This window comes from Cohaesibacter marisflavi (assembly GCF_963665895.2).
Lineage (GTDB): Bacteria > Pseudomonadota > Alphaproteobacteria > Rhizobiales > Cohaesibacteraceae > Cohaesibacter > Cohaesibacter marisflavi.
Map to the genome: position 1 here is coordinate 5,017,766 of NZ_OY762534.1, position 21,650 is coordinate 5,039,415.

17 protein-coding genes and 1 tRNA gene are annotated in these 21,650 nt (G+C 53.8%); 13 read left to right on the top strand and 5 right to left on the bottom strand.

Annotated elements, in window-relative coordinates:
- The first annotated feature begins 134 nt into the window (after nt 1-134).
- Together dnaG and rpoD are read left to right on the top strand one after the other, a co-directional pair.
- Nucleotides 135-2,147, top strand: coding sequence for a DNA primase (gene dnaG, locus ACKPCT_RS23250; protein WP_090072989.1), 2,013 nt, complete (start codon nt 135-137; stop codon nt 2,145-2,147).
- 484 nt (nt 2,148-2,631) lie between these two features.
- Complete coding sequence (gene rpoD, locus ACKPCT_RS23255) at nt 2,632-4,683, top strand: RNA polymerase sigma factor RpoD (protein ID WP_090072987.1); 2,052 nt, start codon at nt 2,632-2,634, stop codon at nt 4,681-4,683.
- A gap of 186 nt (nt 4,684-4,869) precedes the next feature.
- Here rpoD and ACKPCT_RS23260 read toward each other — a convergent pair whose 3' ends face one another.
- On the bottom strand, nt 4,870-5,586 hold the full coding sequence (locus tag ACKPCT_RS23260) for an SIMPL domain-containing protein (protein ID WP_319568101.1): 717 nt from the start codon (nt 5,584-5,586) through the stop codon (nt 4,870-4,872).
- Between the two features lie 244 nt (nt 5,587-5,830).
- Here ACKPCT_RS23260 and ACKPCT_RS23265 point away from each other — a divergent pair.
- Nucleotides 5,831-5,907, top strand: a tRNA-Ile gene (locus ACKPCT_RS23265).
- A 326-nt stretch (nt 5,908-6,233) separates the two neighbouring features.
- The gene (locus ACKPCT_RS23270) at nt 6,234-6,944 is read left to right on the top strand and encodes an SDR family oxidoreductase (RefSeq protein WP_090072890.1); all 711 of its coding nucleotides are present in this window, start codon (nt 6,234-6,236) and stop codon (nt 6,942-6,944) included.
- A gap of 100 nt (nt 6,945-7,044) precedes the next feature.
- Here ACKPCT_RS23270 and ACKPCT_RS23275 read toward each other — a convergent pair whose 3' ends face one another.
- Together ACKPCT_RS23275 and ACKPCT_RS23280 are read right to left on the bottom strand one after the other, a co-directional pair.
- Nucleotides 7,045-7,953, bottom strand: coding sequence for an AraC family transcriptional regulator (locus tag ACKPCT_RS23275; RefSeq protein WP_319568102.1), 909 nt, complete (start codon nt 7,951-7,953; stop codon nt 7,045-7,047).
- Nucleotides 7,954-8,171: 218 nt separating this feature from the next.
- Entirely contained in the window at nt 8,172-8,549 is a 378-nt protein-coding gene (locus tag ACKPCT_RS23280) for a winged helix-turn-helix transcriptional regulator (protein ID WP_319568103.1), read from the bottom strand.
- Nucleotides 8,550-8,630: 81 nt separating this feature from the next.
- Here ACKPCT_RS23280 and ACKPCT_RS23285 point away from each other — a divergent pair, with 81 nt between their 5' ends.
- Nucleotides 8,631-10,136, top strand: a complete 1,506-nt coding sequence (locus ACKPCT_RS23285) for an amidohydrolase family protein (RefSeq protein WP_319568104.1) — start codon at nt 8,631-8,633, stop codon at nt 10,134-10,136.
- An 89-nt stretch (nt 10,137-10,225) separates the two neighbouring features.
- On the opposite strand, the gene ACKPCT_RS23290 is transcribed toward ACKPCT_RS23285, so the two are convergent.
- Nucleotides 10,226-10,780, bottom strand: a complete 555-nt coding sequence (locus ACKPCT_RS23290) for a DUF4865 family protein (RefSeq protein ID WP_319568105.1) — start codon at nt 10,778-10,780, stop codon at nt 10,226-10,228.
- A gap of 170 nt (nt 10,781-10,950) precedes the next feature.
- Between ACKPCT_RS23290 and ACKPCT_RS23295 the strand changes: the two genes are divergently transcribed.
- The 7 genes from ACKPCT_RS23295 to ACKPCT_RS23325 all read left to right on the top strand — a co-directional run bounded on the left by ACKPCT_RS23295 (nt 10,951) and on the right by ACKPCT_RS23325 (nt 19,225).
- A complete protein-coding gene (locus ACKPCT_RS23295) occupies nt 10,951-11,865 on the top strand; it encodes a LysR substrate-binding domain-containing protein (RefSeq protein ID WP_319568106.1) in 915 nt (304 codons plus the stop codon).
- Nucleotides 11,866-12,046: 181 nt separating this feature from the next.
- Complete coding sequence (locus ACKPCT_RS23300) at nt 12,047-13,468, top strand: mannose-1-phosphate guanylyltransferase/mannose-6-phosphate isomerase (protein ID WP_319568107.1); 1,422 nt, start codon at nt 12,047-12,049, stop codon at nt 13,466-13,468.
- A 106-nt stretch (nt 13,469-13,574) separates the two neighbouring features.
- Nucleotides 13,575-14,990, top strand: a complete 1,416-nt coding sequence (locus ACKPCT_RS23305) for a phosphomannomutase (protein WP_319568108.1) — start codon at nt 13,575-13,577, stop codon at nt 14,988-14,990.
- Between the two features lie 88 nt (nt 14,991-15,078).
- Entirely contained in the window at nt 15,079-16,110 is a 1,032-nt protein-coding gene (locus ACKPCT_RS23310; RefSeq protein ID WP_319568109.1) for a glycosyltransferase family 10 domain-containing protein, read from the top strand.
- Nucleotides 16,111-16,114: 4 nt separating this feature from the next.
- Nucleotides 16,115-17,014, top strand: coding sequence for an alpha-1,2-fucosyltransferase (locus ACKPCT_RS23315; protein ID WP_319568110.1), 900 nt, complete (start codon nt 16,115-16,117; stop codon nt 17,012-17,014).
- A gap of 71 nt (nt 17,015-17,085) precedes the next feature.
- The gene (locus tag ACKPCT_RS23320; protein ID WP_319568111.1) at nt 17,086-18,126 is read left to right on the top strand and encodes a glycosyltransferase family 4 protein; all 1,041 of its coding nucleotides are present in this window, start codon (nt 17,086-17,088) and stop codon (nt 18,124-18,126) included.
- Nucleotides 18,127-18,148: 22 nt separating this feature from the next.
- Nucleotides 18,149-19,225, top strand: a complete 1,077-nt coding sequence (locus ACKPCT_RS23325) for a glycosyltransferase family 2 protein (protein WP_319568112.1) — start codon at nt 18,149-18,151, stop codon at nt 19,223-19,225.
- A gap of 55 nt (nt 19,226-19,280) precedes the next feature.
- Here ACKPCT_RS23325 and ACKPCT_RS23330 read toward each other — a convergent pair whose 3' ends face one another.
- A complete protein-coding gene (locus tag ACKPCT_RS23330) occupies nt 19,281-20,078 on the bottom strand; it encodes a glycosyltransferase family 2 protein (protein WP_319568113.1) in 798 nt (265 codons plus the stop codon).
- Nucleotides 20,079-20,527: 449 nt separating this feature from the next.
- On the opposite strand from ACKPCT_RS23330, the gene gmd reads away from it, so the two are divergent.
- Nucleotides 20,528-21,649: a GDP-mannose 4,6-dehydratase gene (gene gmd, locus ACKPCT_RS23335; protein WP_319568114.1), complete on the top strand. Its 1,122-nt coding sequence runs from the start codon at nt 20,528-20,530 to the stop codon at nt 21,647-21,649.
- Nucleotide 21,650: the final 1 nt, after the last annotated feature.

Here is a 21,650-nt window from a genome sequence, read left to right on the forward strand (position 1 = left end):
TGATATTATCATCGGATCGTGTTAGCCTGCAGGGATGTCGCAAGAGATCCGTGTGGGTATCTTGTTCTGGAATATGCCTGCTGTTGGTCTGACATGGTCTAACCACATGCGGCTTTTGAGTTCGAGCCTTGCTTATGAAATTTCCGCAAAGTCTGCTGGAAGAAATAAGAGAACGCATTCCTGTGTCCGACGTGGTCGGGCGCAAGGTTAAATTGCGTCGTCAGGGGCGGGAATATGCCGGTCTTTCGCCCTTTAACAAGGAAAAGACACCCAGCTTCTTCGTCAATGACCAGAAGCAGTTTTATCATTGTTTTTCCTCTGGCAAGCATGGCGATATTTTCAAATTCTTGATGGAAACCGAAGGGCTGAGCTTTCCTGAGGCCGTCGAGATGCTGGCAGGGCAAGCGGGGGTTCCGCTACCCGATCCGGACCCGCAGGTGCAAAAGCGCGAGCGCGAGCGGGCCAGTCTCTATGACGTCATGGAGATGGCGACCAAGTTTTTCCAGCTTCAGTTTCATTCGGAACTGGGGCGCGAGGCGCGCACTTACGCCAACAACCGGCGACTGACAGAGGAAACCATGCGGACGTTCCGTATGGGATTTGCTCCCAACAGCCGGGATCACCTGAAGAGCTATTTGCTTGAGCATGGCGTCAGTGAACAGGATATGCTGGACACTGGCCTGATCATCAAGCCTGATGATGGCCGCCCCACCTATGACCGCTTCCGCAATCGTCTGATGATCCCCATTGAGGATGAACGCGGACGGGTCGTGGCTTTTGGTGGTCGTATTCTGGACAAGGATGGCAAGCCGAAATATCTCAACTCGCCGGAAACGCGCCTCTTCTTCAAGGGCAATATGGTGTTCAACGCCCATCGGGCGCGTCAGGCGGCCTATGAAGCCGGGTCAGCGATCGTGGTGGAAGGCTATATGGATGCCATCGCGCTCTATCAGGCCGGTATCCGTCATGTGGTTGCGTCTCTGGGGACGGCCTTCACCGAGCAGCAGATTGCACGCATGTGGCGCTTTTCCAATGAGCCCTATATCTGCTTTGACGGTGACCGCGCCGGTCGGCAGGCGGCTCATCGCTCGATTGAACGCATTCTGCCCAACCTGAAGGCTGGTTATTCCTTCCAGTTTGTCTTTCTGCCCAATGGTCAGGACCCCGATGATCTGGTGCGCGAAGGCGGCGCGGATGCCTTTGCCCCGGTTTTGGGGCAGGCGCGCAGCCTATTTGACGTGATCTGGGAGCGGGAACTGGAAGCCCAACCGGCAGATACACCCGAACGCAAGGCCGCTCTTGAAAAGCGCATCGAGGATCTGGTGCGTCTGATCAAGGATGAGCGCGTGCAGCGTCAGTATCAGATGAGCTTCAAGTCGGCTTTGTCGAATTTTTTCTGGCAGCAGGAGCGCGATCGCCGCGATCAGAACCGCAACCGCTTCTTTACCGGTGGCGGTGCCCGTGCGGGCAAGGGGGCCGGACCCTCCAGCGCTCTACAGGCTTCGGGTAATGTGTCCCGTGCGCCAGAGATCGGGCAGTCGACGGAATATGAATATTGCCTCATCGGGCTCTCTATTCATATGCCCTACCTGTTTGAACAGTTTGCCGAGCAGGTTCTGTCCGTGCCATTTCAGAAGGAGAGCCTCGAAGCCTTCAAGTTTGTGCTCTCGCACATTATCTTTGACCAGAAGGCGCGCACCTACAAGGATATCTATGATCAGTGCCCGGACAATCTGCGGGAGCTGCTTGATGATATGCATGGGGTTGAGGTGCGTGATGGTAATGGCAAGGTCATCCATCCATGGGGTTGGCGTCTTGCTGGACGCCGCAGGGTGCATCAACTGGTCTATAAGCCCAGCCGGTTGTTTCTGGAACGGCTTTTCCAATCCTATCTCAATGTACTCGAAGTGCGAGAGACAGAGAAGGATCTGGAAAGGGAGATGGCTACTCTTTCTGCCGGAGTGGACGAGGGGGCGTTTCATCGCATCCAGTATCTGACCAACGAATTGCATCGGCGCAGGGAAGAAAATCTGCGCGAGGAGCAGGAACTCAGCGAGCTTTACGACCAGATGAAAAGCGGCAGCGAAAGGGTTTCTCTGGAAGAGGTGCTGCTGCAATTGGCTGCGCCGGTCGATGAAAGCGCCTGAGTCTATCTGATTCGTATTTCTGGCGAATCAGATGCACGCGTCGGGTTTTGTCCTGTTTTTTGCGGATTTGAGAATAAAAACCGTAAAAATGATTCGAAAAGTCTCCCAAAACAATGTTTTTTCTGCTCTTGGGGGTTGCCGAATCGAATCGCTGCGCTAAATATCTAGTTCCGACAGCCCCATGCGCCAAATGTCAAGTTGGCGAAGAAGTGATTTATGCTGCGGATAATCGAACGTGATCTGAAGCCGGGGACTTTGCCGTCTAACCGGCCTGTTTTTGTGGATATATGTGCAGGGGATCGTTGTGACTGCACCAAGCAGGCTTGGGTTAAGAGGCGTTTAACGAACCCATCTATATGAATGTACGTGAGTCCTGAACATCATGCGGTTGTTGCGAGCACCGGCATAATTGCATGACCTACCGTTCGTACGAGTGGATGCCGAAGCAGACGCCCCACTAAACCGGGTGTCTTTGGAGACAGGAATGGCAACAAAGGCAATGCAAAACGACGACAAGACCAACAGCGAAAGCTCCAATTCGGACGCGCCGCTGTTGGATATGACGGACACTGCTGTCAAGCAGATGATCAAAACCGCCAAGAAACGCGGTTACGTCACTTATGATGAGTTGAACGAAGTTTTGCCGTCGGAAGAAGTTTCATCTGAACAAATCGAAGACACGATGTCCATGCTATCTGACATGGGGATCAATGTGATCGAGTCAGAGGAAGCTGAAGACAACGAGTCGGAAAGCAATTCAAAGGATCTGGTCGAAGCCAAGAGCTCGACCGCTGTTGCTAAGACGACAACCAGCAAGGAACCGACAGATCGGACCGACGACCCTGTGCGCATGTATTTGCGCGAGATGGGCTCGGTGGAGCTTTTGTCGCGCGAAGGCGAAATCGCTATTGCCAAGCGCATAGAAGCCGGCCGCGAGGCTATGATTGCCGGTTTGTGCGAAAGCCCTCTGACCTTTCAGGCTATCATCATCTGGCGTGATGAATTGCTTGAGGGCAACATTCTTCTGCGCGATATTATCGATTTGGAAGCGACCTACGCCGGCCCCGGCAACGAGGACGAAGAGGAGGACGATTCCGACGATGAAGCAGATGGCGAAGAGGAAAGTGCAGCAGCGACCCCTGTGGTTGAGGCAGCCGCCAAGCCTGCCGCTGTCGCCGGGCAGAAGCCTGCCAACGATGAGGAAGAAAAGGCCGAAGGGGAAGGCGAGGGTGATGATGATGAGGATGACGAGGATGATCTCGAAAACAACCTCTCTCTTGCCGCAATGGAAGCCGAGCTGAAGCCTAAGGTTCTGATCATTTTTGACCAGATTGCTGAAGATTACAAAAAGCTGCGTCGTTTGCAGGATCAGCTTGTCGAGCAGCGTATGGCCAACAAGTCTCTGTCTCCCAGCCAGGAGCGTCGCTACGACAAGCTCAAGGAAGACATCATTGTCGAGGTCAAGAGCCTGTCCTTGAATCAGAATCGTATTGATGCTCTGGTCTCCCAGCTCTATGAAATCAACAAGCAGCTGGTTGGCCGCGAAGGACGTCTTCTGCGTCTGGCTGAAGCCTATGGCGTCAATCGGTCCGAGTTCCTCAAGAACTATCAGGGCAACGAGCTGGATCCGAACTGGATCGAACGCGTTTCCCAGTTGACGAGCCGTGGCTGGAAAGAATTTGTCCATCACGAAGGCGATCGGATTCAGGATCTGCGCGAAGACATTCAGGTGCTCTCTACCGAGACCGGTCTGGAGATTGGCGAATTCCGCCGCATCGTATCCTCCGTGCAGAAAGGCGAGCGCGAAGCCCGTCAGGCCAAGAAGGAAATGGTGGAAGCCAACCTGCGTCTGGTTATCTCCATTGCCAAGAAATATACCAACCGTGGTCTGCAGTTCCTCGATCTTATTCAGGAAGGCAATATTGGCCTGATGAAGGCGGTCGACAAGTTCGAGTATCGCCGCGGTTACAAATTCTCGACTTATGCCACATGGTGGATTCGTCAGGCGATCACCCGCTCGATTGCGGACCAGGCCCGTACGATCCGTATTCCTGTGCATATGATAGAGACGATCAACAAGATCGTGCGGACGTCGCGTCAGATGCTGCATGAGATCGGTCGTGAACCAACACCGGAAGAGCTGTCTGATAAATTGCAGATGCCGCTTGAGAAGGTGCGCAAAGTCTTGAAAATTGCCAAGGAGCCAATCTCTCTTGAAACCCCGATCGGGGATGAGGAGGATTCCCATCTGGGCGATTTCATCGAGGACAAAAATGCGATCCTGCCCATCGATGCGGCCATTCAGGCGAACCTCAGAGAGACCACGACCCGTGTTCTGGCTTCCCTGACGCCGCGTGAAGAACGCGTGTTGCGTATGCGTTTCGGCATCGGCATGAACACCGACCACACTCTGGAAGAGGTTGGTCAGCAGTTCTCCGTGACGCGCGAACGTATTCGTCAGATCGAAGCCAAGGCGCTGCGAAAACTCAAGCATCCAAGCCGCAGCCGCAAGCTGCGCAGCTTCCTTGATAGCTAGAATCAACTGACTATCAATCTGAATCACGAAGCCCGGACAAGTCATTGTCCGGGCTTTGTTTTTTTGGGGCTTTCTTAAAGTGATTTCAGGCCGAATGTCATGTGCGATCAGCCTTGAAAAGACAGCTCTCTTCTGGCTTTAAGTTCCACAAGAGAGTCCGCTTGTTCACAAAAGGATTCAGGTTGGTTAGTCGTCCTTGAGGAACCAGCTGGCATTCACCGTGATGGTGATTTCCATCTCGCCCTTTGCGACGGGGACGGCAGAGTCAACGGCTTCCATTTTGGCCGCGCGCATCATCATCGGCTGAGGGCTTCTGAAACCACCTGACTCCGAGAGGCTCTGAAGAGAAGAGAGATCGGTGCCAAGTTCCTTGGCATAGAGCTCGGCCTTATGACGCGCATCGGACAGGGCTTCCTTGCGGGCTTCGTCGAGCAGCTCATCCTTGTTGGAGATGTCGAAGTTGAGGCCGGAAATATCATTGGCGCCCGCATTGACCAGTGCCGTCAACACCGTACCGACCGATCCCAGATCATGGATGCGCAGGGTTGCCCGATTGCTGACGACATAGCCGACCACTTCCGGTGCGCGGGGCTGGGTGCTGCTATCAGGATAGACCAGTTGTGGATGAATGTTGAAGTTGGAGGTTTGAATATTCTTTTCTTCAATGCCTGCCTTTTTCAACTCTGCCATCAGCTTTGCCATCTTGTCATTGTTGTCTGCCAGAGCAGACTTGGCGTCCTTGGCTCTGGATTCCACACCTGCCGACAGGATGGCCATATCAGGAGCGGCGCTCAGGCTGCCTGTGCCGGATACAGAGATGGTTCCGGTATTCGTCTCTTCGGCGCCTGCGGGCAGTGCAGTCAGGAAAAGAAGAGTGGTCAATGCGATCAGGCTTTTGTTCATGATACTGGGGCTCCCCAAAATAAATAGGACCCTGCCTTGATAGTCAGAATGCCGGTAGGTCCGGCTGTCTCTGGCAGGTGGTTTGATAAAGAGGGCCATCTTTTTCCAGCTTTGTGGCCGGAGTAGGGTAGGGAGCGGGCTTGTGTATTAGAAGGTGCAAGAATGCGGTGGCTATCCACTGATCGCTTTGTCGGGGCTTGCCTGCAAAGACAATTCAGTATAGTTGAAATGCACCTGAAATTCAGGGCCTGTAGCTCAATTGGTTAGAGCCGACCGCTCATAACGGTCTGGTTGGGGGTTCGAGTCCCTCCGGGCCCACCACTCTCCTTTAAAATCTATGCAGATACAATATCTTACAAAGAAAATGCCCCACGAAAATTGGGCGCGTGGGACAGTTTTTACCAATTCAGTGTTTTCAGTCTGCTCATCGCAGTGAATGCGCGCTGCCATCTTCCGACGCCTTTTGTGCAAATTTCAGACACTTAGCTTCCTGTTGCGGCACTGTTGACCAGCTTGTCTTTTCCCTTCAATGCCTCGTTGTCGGGGGCATAACCGTCGCTCTTGCCCTATACCGGCGATTTAAAAGGCGGTAGGTTGGGCGGTGATTGCAAAATATAAAGACACACGCATAATCAAGGAATTGATCAATGACGAGAACCGTTTGGATTACGGGGGCCGGCTCAGGGATCGGCGCAGCAATGGCCGTTGCATTTGCAAAGGCGGGCGACCGGGTTGTCCTTACCGGACGCAGCGAAGACAAGCTGCTGGATGTGGCCCGTAGCTTGCCTGCTGGTGCTGATTATCTGGTTCTGCCGGGCGATGTTGCGGATCGTGAGGGCATGGTTCTGGCTGCAGAAAAAATTGCAGACTGGGGGGACGGCTTGCATGTGCTATGCAACAATGCCGGTCTGAATGTTCCCAAGCGCTCGTGGGCCGAGCTGGATTGGCCGAGCTGGGATAAGGTCATCGAGGTGAATATCACCGGTGCGCTGAATGTGATCGCGGCCTGTCTGCCGGTGATGCGGGCGCAAAAAGATGGTGTTCTGATCCATACATCAAGCTGGGCGGGGCGCTATCACTATTCGGTGGGTGGAGTTGCCTATGGCGCTTCCAAACATGCCTTATCGGATATCTCTGCCAGTTTGAATGATGAAGAAGGCAAGAATGGCATCCGCTCGACCGCTTTGTGCCCTGCTGAAGTGGCAACGCCATTGCTCAAACAGCGCCCGAATTTCGATGAGAGCACGATGGTTGGCATGATCCAGCCGGAAGACATGGCGAAAACTGCCCTGTTTGTTGCAGATATGCAGCCCGGTGTGGCTCTGCATGAGATCGTGCTGGCTCCGGTGCGGAAATAGCATTTGCTTTGCCGAAATATTGGTTGTGGGGCGTCTTCTTGTGAGAGACGCCCCTTTTCATTTGTGCCATTTGTGGCTCAAATTTCTGGTGTGAGATCTATCAGACCAGTGGAATACGGATCTCGGTGAGGTTGTCTTCCGGCCTGGTTGTGGACGGGTCTGTCAGATAGACCTCAATGGAATTCTCATCGGTTGCCTCGCGCCCTGAATGCGGTAGCCATTGGCCAAACAGCCAATCATAGGCTGCCTGCAGGCCGTCATAGGATCCCTTGTGAAGCGCCACAGCATAGTCACCCGCAGGGATGGTTTTTCTCTGCATGGGGGCCGTCACCGTGGTGTCTTCGGGCAGGGTGATACAGACATCGCATCGCAGTTTTTCTGCCTCCACCGAATGGGGATCGTCATAGCAGATGGACATGGATACCGTATCCTGTCGGAACAAATTGTCTTGGGCAGCTTTGCTGCAGAGCTGTTCGAATGCAGCGCCGCATTCGTTGTAGGGGCCGGTGTGACGCATGCTGGCCACATGAATTTCGGGAATGTTTTTGATTTCAACGTCGAACATGGTTCGTCTTCCTTCAGTTGCCATATAGTGGGCGAGGGCACGGGCTTGCGAATGAAGCATCCCCAATCGGGCGGCTTTGAGCGCCCTTGAGGTCATTAGCGATTTTCCCGTGCTTCGGTACTGGCTTGGAGACATGCCGAAATGAATCTTGAAAGCACGAGAGAAGCTCTCGCTATTTTCAAATCCGGCATCAAAGGCAACGCATGTGACGGAGTGATCTTGTGAAACCAGCTGCTCTCCGGCCACCTCAAGGCGACGTCGCCGGATGTATCCACCGATGGTTTCTCCTGTCATGCCTTTGAAAATTCGATGAAAGTGGAACGGTGAAAAGTGGGCAATGCTCGCCAGCTCCTGCAGACTTGATGGGTCTGTCAGGTTGGCATCAATATGCTCGAGAACCCGGAGCAAACGGGTCTCATACTCTTTCACACTGCTTGTCTTCATGGTTCATCCTTCATCGCTCTTGTTCCCAAAAACAGGACGGCGTTGATCTTTTGCGCTACTTGGGCAATTGGGGTTTGACCTCTGCCCATCCTGTTTTGCCAGTGGTCGCAACCTAGCGGCTTCGTGAGCCTCATACTTGACATGGCTTGCTGACTTTTCGAGAGATGGAGAAATGAATGCTGGCCGTACGCTTGGAAGAAGGCTGTGTGACGAGTGCCTTAAGCGTCGGCCTGCTCGGCTTCATATTTCTTGCGGTTTTCTTCGATTGCGTCGCAATTTTGCGATGCCCAGAGGCAAAGGGCATAGAGTGGATCGATCAGGGTTTTCCCCAAGTCCGTCAACTCATATTCTACCTGAGGCGGATTTTTATCGGCGTGGACAGTACGCAAAATCAGTCCGTCGCGCTCCAAAGCGCGCAAGGTCAGTGTCAGCATGCGTTGTGAAATGCTCTCTATTTCTCGTCTCAAAACGCTGTAACGCTTTGGTCCTTCTGATAAAACCAGAATGATAAGGGTCGACCACTTGTCGCCTATACGGGCCAGAATCGGAGAGATGCTGCCGCAGTCTCCGGGAACACTCATGTTACCTAGCTTCAAAGTTGTGCCTCCTTGCGCGGCTCTATAACGCTACTATTGTATGTAACATACATTTTGTTCGTTATAAAGGAGAAGCAAGACATGTGTGAATTCTGTAAGGCGGGACTTCCTCATCGCGAAACGGGCACCTCACGCAGAAACATCCTGAAGAGCGCGATGGCCGGAGCGACGGCAGCCGCGCTATTTCCCACCCTGCTCAACCGTTCGGCCGAGGCCTCTGAATTGCCCAAGGGTGTGGGCACTTCAGGTCGGCGTACACTTGTAAAAGGCGGCTATATTCTTTCTCAAGACCCCTCTGTTGGAGATTTCGTTGGGGACGTGTTGGTCGAGGGGCAGAAAATCCTTAAAGTGGCTCCCTCTGTCGAGGCCTCTGATGCTGCGGTCATCAATGCCAAGGGGCGTGTCGTCATGCCCGGTTTTGTTGATACCCATCATCACCAGTTCGAAACGGCGCTGCGTTCCTTCCTGCCCAACGGTATCATGTTTGCCGATCCGACCCGCTCGGGAGAACCGAACTATCTCGATGACATTCTGGGCAAATTCTCAAAGGTCTATCGCCCCGAGGATGTCTATATCGCCGAGTTGTTCGGCGGGCTCAGTCAACTTGATGCCGGTGTGACGACGGTGCTCGATGTGTCCCAGATCCACCATTCGCCAGAGCATTCGAATGCCGTCATCGAGGGCATGAAAGATGTGGGCCGCCGTGGTGTCTTTGGCTATTTCGAAGGTTATGGTCCGGATCTGGCCTATCCGCAGGATGCGCGCCGCATTCGCGATGAGTATTTTGCCTCCGATGATCAGCTCCTGACCATGCTGATGGGCGGGGAAGCCTATTTGCCTAACATCGACCCGCTGGACCTCTGGAATCTGGGCAAGGAACTCGACCTGATGGTCGGTCTGCATGTGGTCGGCTCATTGGGTATGCAGGAAACCATGGATCGCCTCATTCCGCATTATACCGACAAGCATCTGTTCATTCACATGACCGGTATGTCGGATAGGGCCTGGGATCGTGCCAAGGAAGTTGGTGCCCATGTTTCCCTCTCGGTGCCTATAGAAATGCAGATGCGCCATGGCATGCCGCCGATCCAGAAGGCCATCGACATGGGCATGGATCCGTCCCTGTCGGTTGATGTGGAATGTACCATGACCTCGGACTTCTTCACCCAGATGCGCAGTGCCATCACCCTGCAGCGGGCCATGGCCAACCAGCAGGCGCTGGAAGATGGGCCGGAGAATGCACCAGCATTGCTCCATGCGCGTGATGTGCTCAAGTTAGCCACCATCAACGGTGCAAAGGGTTTGAAACTGGATCACAAGACCGGCTCTCTGACGCCGGGCAAGGAAGCGGACATTATTCTGCTCGATGCCGAAGCCCTCAACGTTGCCCCGCTCAACAATGCTCCGGGGGCTGTTGTGACGTTGATGGAACGCTCCAATGTCGAGACCGTCATGGTTGCCGGTCAGATCAAGAAATGGCAAGGCCAGCTGGTCGGACAGGATATCGCTGCGCTGCGCGACAAGATCACGGCATCGCGCGATTATTTGTTCGAGGCTGCCGGGATCGAAATCCCTCTTTTTGATTGATTCTTTTTGTGGAGTTTTACCAACCATGAAAAGAAAGCCTCGCGCGGAAATCGCGCGGGGCTTTGTTGTCGGTTCCTCACAGGGGGGGCTTACTGCGCGATATAGCCAACGCGATAGATTTGAGTGGTCTCATCAGGCTGAACAGGAAGGGACTGAGCCATTTCAAAGTAGATCTGGCGCCATGTGTGAGGGTCAAAGCCCGCAAAAACGGCTGTTACCCCGCGTTTGCAAGCGTTACTGACGGCTTCCTCCATGTCTTTGCGCAGATCGGCAAGGCTGGCTTGCTGTGTGATGGGGGCAATGTGGCGCGTGGCGAATTGGCTTTTCGCTACATCATCGGTTATGCAATGAGCAAGGGGAAGCCAGACATCGATCTCGGGCCTGCCGAAACTGTCTTTAAGCGCTTCAAAGCCCTGACTGGCAAGAAATGCGCTTGCCCCTTCAGCGTCATCCCAAATATAGAATGGTGCATAGAGATTGTGCTGACTGCTATAGGCCTCATCCTGCCTCTTGGCAGACAGATAGGCCTTGCATTTGAGATGCGGAAATCCGTTGAGCAAATGGCCTTTGCTTTCGATGCGCTCATCAATGCGCGTCATGTCGTAGTCGGCAGGCAAGGTGAAGCTATATTGCATTGCGATCATTGAAACGCTCCGTATCAAGGGGGTGGCAAGGCACCGAATGGACCGCGCACATATCGCGTTTTCATCTTGTCCATCTTGGTGATCCTGATTGACATCTCTTGTCTACCGCATCATGATTGTGCTGAAAATCGCATAGTTTTTGAGTGATGGTCCTGAAAAACGGGATAATAATGCAGAAAATCAATCTGGATATGGCCGCCCTGCGCACATTCGTGACGGGCATTGAGGCGGGCTCATTTGCTATTGCTGCGGATCGTTTGGGGCGTTCTACTTCTGCGGTCAGTGCGCAACTTAAAAAGCTGGAAAACCAGATCGGCAGCCCCTTGACCCAGAAGTCTGGGCGGGGTCTTGCCCTGACCGATACGGGTGAACAGCTATTATCCTACGGGCGTAGGTTAATCGAGCTGAATGATGAAGCCATCAGCGCCTTGTTTGACCCCGATCTGGAAGGCTGGGTCCGAGTGGGCCTGCAGGAAGATTTCGGCGAACGGCTGCTTCCCTCCATTCTTAATCTGTTTGCGCAGGCGCATCCCAAGGTTCGCATAGAGGGGCGCATTGCCCGCAACAAGGAATTGCGCGAAAAGGTTGCCAACGGACAGCTTGATCTCGCTCTGGCTTGGAGTGATGGTGGATTGGGGGCCAATGCGGAAAAGCTCGCCGATATTCCGCTTCGTTGGCTGGCCAGTGACAATGGTGCGCTTCTTTTAAAGCAGAATGCTGATAGCTTCGTGCCGTTGGTTGCGTTGGAGATGCCATGTCAGATGCGTGTCATCGCGTGCGATAGTCTCGACAGGCAGGCCTCCGCCTGGCGTATTGCCTTTGAAAGCCCCAGTCTTGCAGGCCTTTGGGCGGCAACCGAGGCGGGGCTGGGCATCGCGCTGCGAAGCGAGATCGGCAGACCTGCCAATGTGCACCCGCTTTCCTGCGTAGACCATGGCTTGCCGGAATTGCCATCTCTTGGGGTGGCGCTGCATTATTCCAGCCGTGCGCCAAGTCTTGTGACCCAGCATTTTGCTGCGATTCTGAAGAGGGAAGTTGCAGAGGCGGTGGCTTCCATATCTTCGCCAGAAAAGGCGGCCATATAGAGGGGCTGATAAGCGGCTTTGGACTGGCTGGTGAGGAGACTTTTCCCCGCTCGGAGACGATTTGTCCCAGTCCTTCTTTCAAACCATCCTCAGCCAGTCTGGCACCTTGCTACAGAGGGCATGCTGGCTTATAGATCAGAAACTTTCATATTCTCATTTGTTTGCACGGATACGAGACGTCATGATTACTCCGGTTCTTTTATGTGGTGGGTCTGGTACGCGCCTTTGGCCTCTTTCTCGCAAAAGCTATCCCAAGCAGTTTGTGCCTCTGATTGGTGAAGAGACCCTGTTTCAGGCCTCTGCCAAGCGGTTGTCCGGAGAGGGGTATAATGAACCGGTTATAGTGACCAACGCCGACTTCCGCTTCATTGTGCCGGAACAGCTTCTTGAGGTCGGCATCGATCCGGGGGCGATTCTGATCGAACCGGATCGACGCAACACGGCCCCGGCGGTTTTGGCCGCGGCGCTCTATCTGGCAGAAAAAGACCCCGATGCCCTCATGCTGGTGGCGCCTTCGGACCATGTGGTGCCGAATGCAGATGCCTTCCGCGCCGTGGTCAAGATTGGCGAAGCTGCAGCCAAGGAAGGCAAGCTTGTTACCTTTGGCATTGAACCAACCCATCCGGAAACCGGTTATGGCTATCTGGAGCTTTCCGACTGTCTGGGGGCTGACAAGGCGCGGGCTGTGAGCCTTGAACGCTTTGTCGAGAAGCCGGATCTACCGGACGCGGAGAAAATGGTTGCGTCAGGGAAGTTCCTCTGGAATGCGGGCATTTTTCTGTTCTCCGCCAAGGCGATCATCGAGGCGTTCAAAAAGCATGCTCCCAATCTGATGGAGCCAATCGAACATTCCGTGCGCAAGGCTGTGCCTGATCTGGGCTTTCTGCGTCTGGAGCCGGAAAGCTGGGCCAAAGCGGAAGATATCTCGATTGACTATGCGGTGATGGAGCGGGCGGATAATCTGGCCGTGGTGCCTTTTTCTGCTGGTTGGTCTGATCTTGGCGACTGGGGGGCCGTCTGGAAGGAAAGCGAACGGGACGACAAGGGCGTGGCGCTTTCTGGCAATGCGACCTCTATTGACTGCTCCAACTCGCTGCTCCGCTCCGAGGCTGAAGGCCTGGAGATCGTCGGCGTCGGGCTGAATAATGTGCTGGCTGTCGCGATGCCTGATGCCGTTCTCATTGCCGATGCAAGCCGAACGCAGGACATCCGCAAGGCCGTTGATGCTCTCAAAGAGAAAAAGGTGCGGCAGGCCGAGGCTTTCCCGCTTGATCATCGTCCGTGGGGTTGGTTTGAAAGTCTGGTTGTCGGCGGGCGTTTTCAGGTGAAACGCATCGTGGTCAAACCCGGCGCGGCCCTGTCCTTGCAATCGCACCATCATCGGGCCGAGCACTGGATTGTGGTTGAAGGAACTGCCAAGGTTACCATCGGAGCAGAGTCTAAGCTGCTGACGGAGAATCAGTCGGTTTATATCCCCCTTGGAGAAACCCACCGTCTGGAAAATCCGGGCAAGGTGCATATGGTGCTGATCGAGGTGCAAACGGGTTCTTATCTTGGCGAAGATGATATCGTTCGCTATGAGGATATCTATTCAAGAGACTAGGGTATCGCTCCGTGCTATGGCGGTTGGAGTGCCGATCTTGCCAGACCATAAGAGCAGGGATAATTGATCCTTCAAGCCGTATCTCTCAGGCATTTGGAATGAAATTATGGATGTGAAATTTGGGACAAGTGGTCTGCGCGGGCTTTCAAGCGAGTTGGTGGGGCTTCCAAGTGCTTTATATATGACCGCTTTTTGCCGCTTTCTGGAAGAAAAAGGGCTTGCTCAAAAGGGGGACGTCCTTCTGGTGGGGCAGGATCTGCGCCCATCCAGCCCGGAGATTGCGGCTCTGTGCTTTGGAGCCATCAAGTCTTGCGGCTTTGTGCCGGTTGATTGCGGCGTTCTGCCGACCCCGGCGTTGGCCCTTTCTGCCATGGGGCGGAACGCGGCCTCGGTGATGATCACCGGCTCGCATATTCCGGCAGATCGCAATGGCATCAAATTTTATGTGCCTTCTGGCGAGATTACCAAGGAAGATGAGCTTGCGATTGTTGCGTGGGCCGAAAAGCTGAGCGGTTCGGTTCTCGAGGAAAAGGGCGTTGCAGAAAGCGATGGCGGTGCAGCCATTGCGGCCTTTTTGCAGCGGGCTGCATGCCTTTTGCCAGAAGGGGCATTCAAGGGCAAAAAGATTGGTGTCTATCAGCATTCCACCACTTGCCGCTCCATGCTGGTTTCTTGCCTTGAGGATTATGGCGCAGAGGTTGTTCCTCTGGGGTGGTCTGATGCGTTTATTCCGGTCGATACGGAAGCCGTATCGAGCGAGACTGTTGCCCTGCTGCAAGGCTGGGCCAGGGAGCATGGTCTTGACGCTGTTGTCTCGGCTGATGGCGATGCAGACCGGCCCTTGGTGGCCGATGAAACCGGCCTGCCGCTGCGGGGGGATCTTGTCGGCCTCATTACCTCCGGCTTTATTGGTGCTGAGGTGGCGGTTACGCCCATCACTTCCAATTCCGGCATTGAGAAAAATGGCGCCTTTGACGTGGTGCGCACCAAGGTTGGCTCGCCCTTTGTCATCGCCGGCATGATGGAAGCCCTGTCTCAAGGCAAAAGCAATATCGTCGGGTTTGAAGCCAACGGCGGCTATTTGACGGCGACTGCCTTTGCTCCGAACAGACATCCGCTTGCCGCTTTGCCCACACGGGATTGTTTCCTGCCTATTCTTGCTACGCTCCATAGCGCGTCTAGCGCGAACAAGTCTCTGTCCGAGCTTGTTGCGGACTATGCGTTGCCTTATGCGGATGCTGACCGGATCAAGAATTATGCGCAGGAGCGCAGCTCTGCCCTGATGACATTTTTGCGCGAGAGTGATGATAATCTTGCGCAATTCTTTGAGCCTATTGGCGCTGTGGCTTCCAAAAGCGACATTGATGGACTGCGTGTTTTGCTAAAGAGTGGCGAGATGGTCCATTTCCGCCCCTCGGGCAATGCACCTGAAATGCGTTGCTATGTGGAAGCGGAAAATGAAGCGGCAGCCAAGGCACTTTTGCAAAAAGGGCTGGGGCTGTTGAAAAATTTCACTGTCTGATTTTGCCTAAGTATTGCGATTATTTGATTTAAAGCCGCAGACTTGATGATCAAGCGGAGCCTTCAGGACTAACCAAGAGAACCAGCCGGTGACCAGAAAAATCGTCCAACTGACAAGCAACAACAATCTGGAGTTTTTCTTCCGTCAAACGCCGAAGGGCGATGGGATATGGGGAGACAATCAGTTCGATCTGGTCGATGGACGGCACCATGCCGACTGGCTCGTCGCCTATGATGAGCCCAACAAGATATGTGAAACAGATTTGCCCAGGGAGCGTCGGATTCTGTTTCGTACCGAACCCAAGAGTATCAAATATTATTCGGCGGACTTTCTGAATCAGTTTGGGGCTGTTGTCTCCATTGATGACAATCCGTCGTTTGAGGGGCAGACGATCTTGTCTCAGGTGGCTTTGCCCTGGATGTATGGTCTTGATTTTGAACGACCCCAAGAGGCCTATCAATGGGACGCGCTGGCCGCCGATAGAGCCGTGCCGCATAAGGGCGAGCTGTCGGTCGTCTGTTCCACCAAGAATATGAATATCAACCAGAGCCGCCGCATCCGCTTTCTCTCTATGCTGAAAGAGGCGTTGGGCGACCGGATTACGCTGTATGGCCGTGGTTTTCGTCCTATCGCGGACAAGAGGGAGGCCATCGACGGCTATCGCTATCATCTGGTGCTGGAGAATAACCTGCTCAAAGATGGATGGACCGAAAAGCTGGCTGATCCTATTCTGGGCGGGGTTTTTCCGATCAGTGCCGGGAGCCCCAATCTGGGTGATTATTTCAACCCGGAAGGCTTTGCCTCTATCGATATCACCAAGCCTAGGCAAGCGGTTGCGAAAGTCCTTGATATTCTTGATCGCGATCTTGCCATGAAGGCAGGTGCGGCGATGAAGGAAAACAAACAGCGCCTAATGCAGCAGAACAATTTCTTCTCTCTATGCAGCCGGGTCATTGAGACCATTGAAACCCGTCAGGGGGATGGTGATTTTCAGAGGCTGGAAAGGGCCTTTTCTTTCTGCCCCAATCGCGTGCCGAAATGGAAAAAGCTCTGCTCTGTGCCCAAGCCTTTGCGCCCAGTGTCTCGCAAGATGTATCTCTCCCTCTTCGAAAGGCAGTAGCTCCATGCAAGCAACGTCTAACAGTCCGGAGCTGAACAAGGTCATCGTAACGAAGCTGCAGGGCGGGCTGGGAAATATCCTGTTTCAATATCTGGCCGGTCTGGCCCTGGCGCACAAGCATGATTGCCCTTTGTACTGTGCGCAGGATGGCGGCATTATGCACCAGTCAGGGCTTGAGTTGGTTGGCATAAAGCCTGATTATATCGAGCTGCCCGATGCCCTGATGCGTCGTTCCCGCCGCAAGAAGGATCACCGGTTGGGCGATCACTTCAGAACGATGCTGGGTCTGTGGCCTTTAAAGCCGGTAACCGAGCCGCATTTTCACTATTGGTCGGGCTTTGAAAATCTGTCGAAGGGCATTCTGTTGTCAGGCTATTGGCAGAGCCCGCGCTATTTTGCATCCCTTGTCGATCAGCTGGCCGAGATTATAAAGTTGCAGCCCATTCTTGAGACGTGTGATCCGGCTTTGGTTTCTCAATTGACGGGCAATAACACGGTCAGTGTTCATATTCGCCGTGGGGATTTCTTGAAAAACCCCGAGGCTCTGGCCGTTCATGGTATTGTTGAAGCGGACTATTATGATCGGGCACGAGAGCAGTTGGAGCGGGATCACCAACCGGATCTTTATTGCATTTTTTCCGATGCTCCGGAGGCGGCAAAGGACATGCTGTCCCACTGGGATCGAACGCTCTTCATTGAGGGTAACAACCAACAGCAAGATCTGGCACTGATGAGCTGTTGCCGTCACAATATTATTGCCAATAGCAGCTTCAGCTGGTGGGGGGCTATGCTCAACCAGAGTGGTGACAAGCAGGTTTTGGCTCCGAAAAACTGGTTCACGCCCGAGGCCTTGAAACGCCGATCTGTGGCAGATCTGTTCCCTGAGGGGTGGCTGACGATCTGACGTGCCCTTTGCAACGGGCTTCTATATGCTCGCCACATAGCGAAAAAAGACTATCTCATGAGAGCGTTTCGATGAAAGTTTTGAATTATTTGCCACGCAACATGCATTTTGGACCGGCCAGAGCCACGTCCATTGATCTGTGCGTTCATCAGCAGAGCGTGAGAAGCGAGCATGAAATTCTGGTGGTCTGCGACGAAATCGATAAGCCCTTTGACGATGTGGCGCTGAGGATGCTGTTTAGTGGCAGCCGCAAGCAAAAGCTGCGGCAGCTGCAAGCCATCGTTGCCGAGTTTCAGCCAGACCTGATCGTGGTCCAGCAGCACGGACCGACGGCGCAAAATGTTGCAAAGCTCTTTCGCCCCGTTCCGGTTATGCTTCATCGGCATAATTTTGAAGATGGTGGCAAGCTGTCCTGGTTTAAGAAGTGGCGTCATCAGAAGCGCTATGAAGCCTTGCAGGGGCTTATCTTCGTATCAGACACGTGCCGGACGAGCTTTCTGGAGCGATATCCAGCCATCAAGACGCCGCTCTATACGGTTTTTAACGGGATCGACTGTTCGCTCTGGCATGCCGATGCAGACAAGAAAAACGAAGTCCTTTTTATCGGACGCATCGAGCCACAGAAGAATGCGCTTCCAGCGGCTGAGGCGATGGCGCAATTTGTCGCGCAGCGGCCTGATTGGTCGGGCTGTCTGGTCGGTGGGTTTAGCGGGTCTGATGAATATGTGGCAAAAGTGAAGCGGGCCGTTGCAGGCAGTGAGCGTCTCACCTTGCTGGATGGATTGCCCCATGAAACCATAAAGCAACGTTTGCAGGAGGCAAAAATATCGCTTATCTGCTCGGAGCGTGAGAGCTTTTGCCTCGTCGCCATTGAATCTTTCGCCGCCGGGGCCGGTGTGGTTTCCACGGCGAATGGGGCCTTGCCAGAAACCATCGGTAAGGCAGGTATCTTCCTTGAAAGTCTCGATGTTGAGGAGATTGCCGCTTGTTTGATGAAAATGGCCGACGAGCACGCGCATTTTGCGGCTCTTGGGGCGCAACAGGTCCAGAAATTCGACTTGCAGCAGACCGTCCATTGTCTGGACGATGTCTATAGAAAAACTGCCGGATAAAGGCGAAGACCGGATGGTGGACATGGCGGAAAAATTACCCGAAATCTCAGTCGTCTTGCCGGTATATAATGGCGAAAAATATATCGAAGCAGCCCTGATCAGCATTCTGGAGCAGGATTTTACCGACTTCGAACTGCTGGTCATCAATGACGGATCGGTTGATGGCACTCAGGCGATATTGGAGCGGCTTGCCGCGCAGGATGATCGTGTCCGTATTCTTGCTCGCGACAATGGCGGGCTTGTTTCTGCCCTCAATTGGGGGCTTGAGGAAGCGCGTGCGCCGCTGATCGCCAGAATGGATGCCGACGACATTTCCTATCCCAATCGCTTTTCCCGGCAGTGGCAATTTCTCAAAGACAATCCCGATGTCGGGCTGGTTTTTGCCCAGATGAACAAGGTCGATGCGCAAGGCAAGTCGATTGGCAAAGTGACCAATACGCGTACATCTCCGCAAGATGTGGCCGCAGCGCTAAGCAAGGGCAATTGTCTGCCCCACCATCCCACAGTGATGGCCAGACGCTCCGAGATGTTGGGTGCTGGCGGCTATCGGGACGTCTTCAAGGGCGCAGAGGATCTGGATCTCTGGTATCGCATGAGCAAGAGAACCAAGCTGGCTGGCTTGGCAGATGTGCTTCTGGATTACCGGCTGCATGAGGGGCAGGTCACCCAGACATCCATCGTGCGGCAACGCTTCTCTCAGGATCTGATTATTCTCATTGCTACAGAATTGGAAGCCGGTCGGGATGATCCTTCAAAAGGGTGGGATTGTGTGCCCTCATTTGACTGGACTGCAACGTCGCCCCAGCTTCGGGCTGCGCCAGAGAATATGGTGGCGCTTTTTCGCTACTACCATCTGATTGACTGCATTTTGACGCACACCGGCATTAAGGACCTCGCGTCAGAGGATCTTGATGCGCTGATTGATGGATTAAAGAGAAAGTCTTTCTTTGGGAGCGCCAAGGTACGGCAGGTGCTCGCCCATCACATCGTGCAGGAAGCCAAACGGCGCGGCCTGCGCGGACTGGCACTAAAAGCCATGCTTTTTGCGCTCAAGACCAACCCATCCCGCGCCCTTCGCTATGGCTTCAAACCATTCTGATTGGGTGGCTGGACGGGGTAGAGCTTTGGTTTCATTCTACAGCAGGCTCGCACGCTTATTTCTTATTAGCGTCACTCAAAAGCTGATACTCGTAGATCTTGGCGATGCGCAAGAAGCGTGAATAGGCATAATTGTGAGCCAGCACCAGCCCCCAGAAGCCATAGCGGTAGCTGCGGCGCAGGATATAGCTTTTCAGGAAGCTAAGCGGAAATTCATAGACCAGACGCCAGCGAGAGATATGGCGTCCCTTTGCGACGATGTCGTCTCTCTGCATGTCCGAATAGCGGTTCATCTTCTCCACGGCCCACTGGACCGAACGAATGGAGTAATGTGCAATCTTTTCGTCGAGCTTCTTGATCGTTGCGTCTTTCTCAGGCCTTACCGTGTCATGCACGGTGGATTCGGAAAAACGGCCCTTGTTACGGTTATAGAGACGGTATTGCCAATAGCCGTAAGCCCATTTCTTTGGCTTGTCTTCATGCGCGAAGACGTCAAGGATCTCGATCTTGTATATGTCGACATCCGGGCCGATCTTGAAAATGGAGCAAATTTTATCACGCAGTTCCGGGGTGACTTCTTCATCTGCGTCAATATTCAGGAGCCAGTCATTGCGACACAAATCTTCGCCGAAGCGCTTTTGCCGCCCATAACCCGGCCAGGTATTGAAATGCACCTTTGCGCCCAAGGCCTCGGCAAGCGCGGTCGTGTTGTCCGTTGAGCCGGAATCGACGACGATTACCTCATCCACCCAATCGATAACGCTGAGAATGGCCTTTTCTATCCGGTCCTCTTCATTGAGCGTAATGATAAAGGCTGAAACCGGAATGGAAATTTTGTCATTTGAATTCTGCATGCAAACGCTCATTGTTACCGCGTGCCTGTGTTGATCATAGCGGCTGGAAGGGGCCTTTGGAATTGCCGGATACACCCGCGGCCCAGAGCGTCCGAGAATAGACCATTTGTTTCCGGCCTGTCATCCATTGAATGGCCATATTTGGTGTGCCTAGAGTGGAACTCCCCAGCTGGGTTGAACCTGTAAATCCAAATGCAAACAGGCTTTGCGCAAAGCTTGGGTAAACAGGTGACAGGTTGAGCAGAGTTGGTCTATGATCGCGCCAACTTGGCCATGGTCTGACCAAACCGGTTTGACCTTGCTTCCGATGTGCATGCGCCATCTCTGCGGCTTCCTTTATAGGCTGCGAGGGTCCTGTGCCTGACGACGAATTTTGGCTGGAAATTGGAGCTGGTTTTTGCGGCGATCCTTTTCACGGGCCAACAAAATTGAACTTGAAGAGAGCAAAGATGACAAAACGGGCGCTTATCACCGGTGTCACTGGGCAGGATGGCTCATATCTGGCCGAATTCCTGCTTGAAAAAGGCTATGAGGTGCATGGTATCAAACGCCGCGCATCCTCTTTCAACACCCAGCGTATTGATCATATTTTTGAAGATCCACATACCGATAATGTGCGTTTCAAGCTGCATTATGGTGACCTGACCGATAGCTCGAACCTGACCCGTATTTTGCAGGAAGTGAAGCCGGACGAGGTTTATAACCTTGCGGCGCAAAGCCATGTGGCCGTGAGTTTCGAGAGCCCTGAATATACTGCTGATGTGGATGCAACCGGCGCCTTGCGCCTGCTGGAAGCCATCCGCTTTTTGGGGCTAGAGGAAAAGACGCGCTTTTATCAGGCATCCACCTCCGAGCTTTATGGTCTTGTTCAGGAAACCCCCCAGACCGAGACCACGCCGTTCCACCCGCGCTCTCCTTATGCGGTTGCCAAGCTTTATGCCTATTGGATCACGGTCAACTATCGTGAGGCCTATGGAATGTATGCCTGCAATGGCATCCTGTTCAACCATGAATCCTCGCGTCGTGGAGAAACCTTCGTCACCCGCAAGATTACCCGTGGCCTTGCCAATATCGCGCAAGGGCTGGAGCCTTGCCTTTATATGGGCAATATCGATGCTCTGAGGGACTGGGGTCATGCCAAGGACTATGTCCGGATGCAATGGATGATGCTGCAGCAAGATGAGCCGGATGATTTTGTCATCGCGACCGGCGTGCAATATTCCGTGCGCCAGTTCATCGAATGGTCTGCCGCCGAGTTGGGCATTACTATTCGCTTCGAAGGTGAGGGGCTCAAAGAGGTTGGTATCGTGGAGGCCATCTCTGGCGAGGACGCGCCTGCGCTCAAGGTCGGGGATGTGATCGTGCGGATCGATCCGCGCTATTTCCGGCCCGCCGAAGTGGAGACCCTTTTGGGCAATCCGGCCAAGGCCAAGGAAAAGCTGGGCTGGGAGCCGGTCATTACCGTGCAGGAAATGTGTTCTGAAATGGTCGCCAATGATCTCAAGAATGCCCGCCGTGCGCGGCTCTTGCGCGAGCATGGGCTGGAGCTGCCTGTGTGCACGGAAAGCTGAC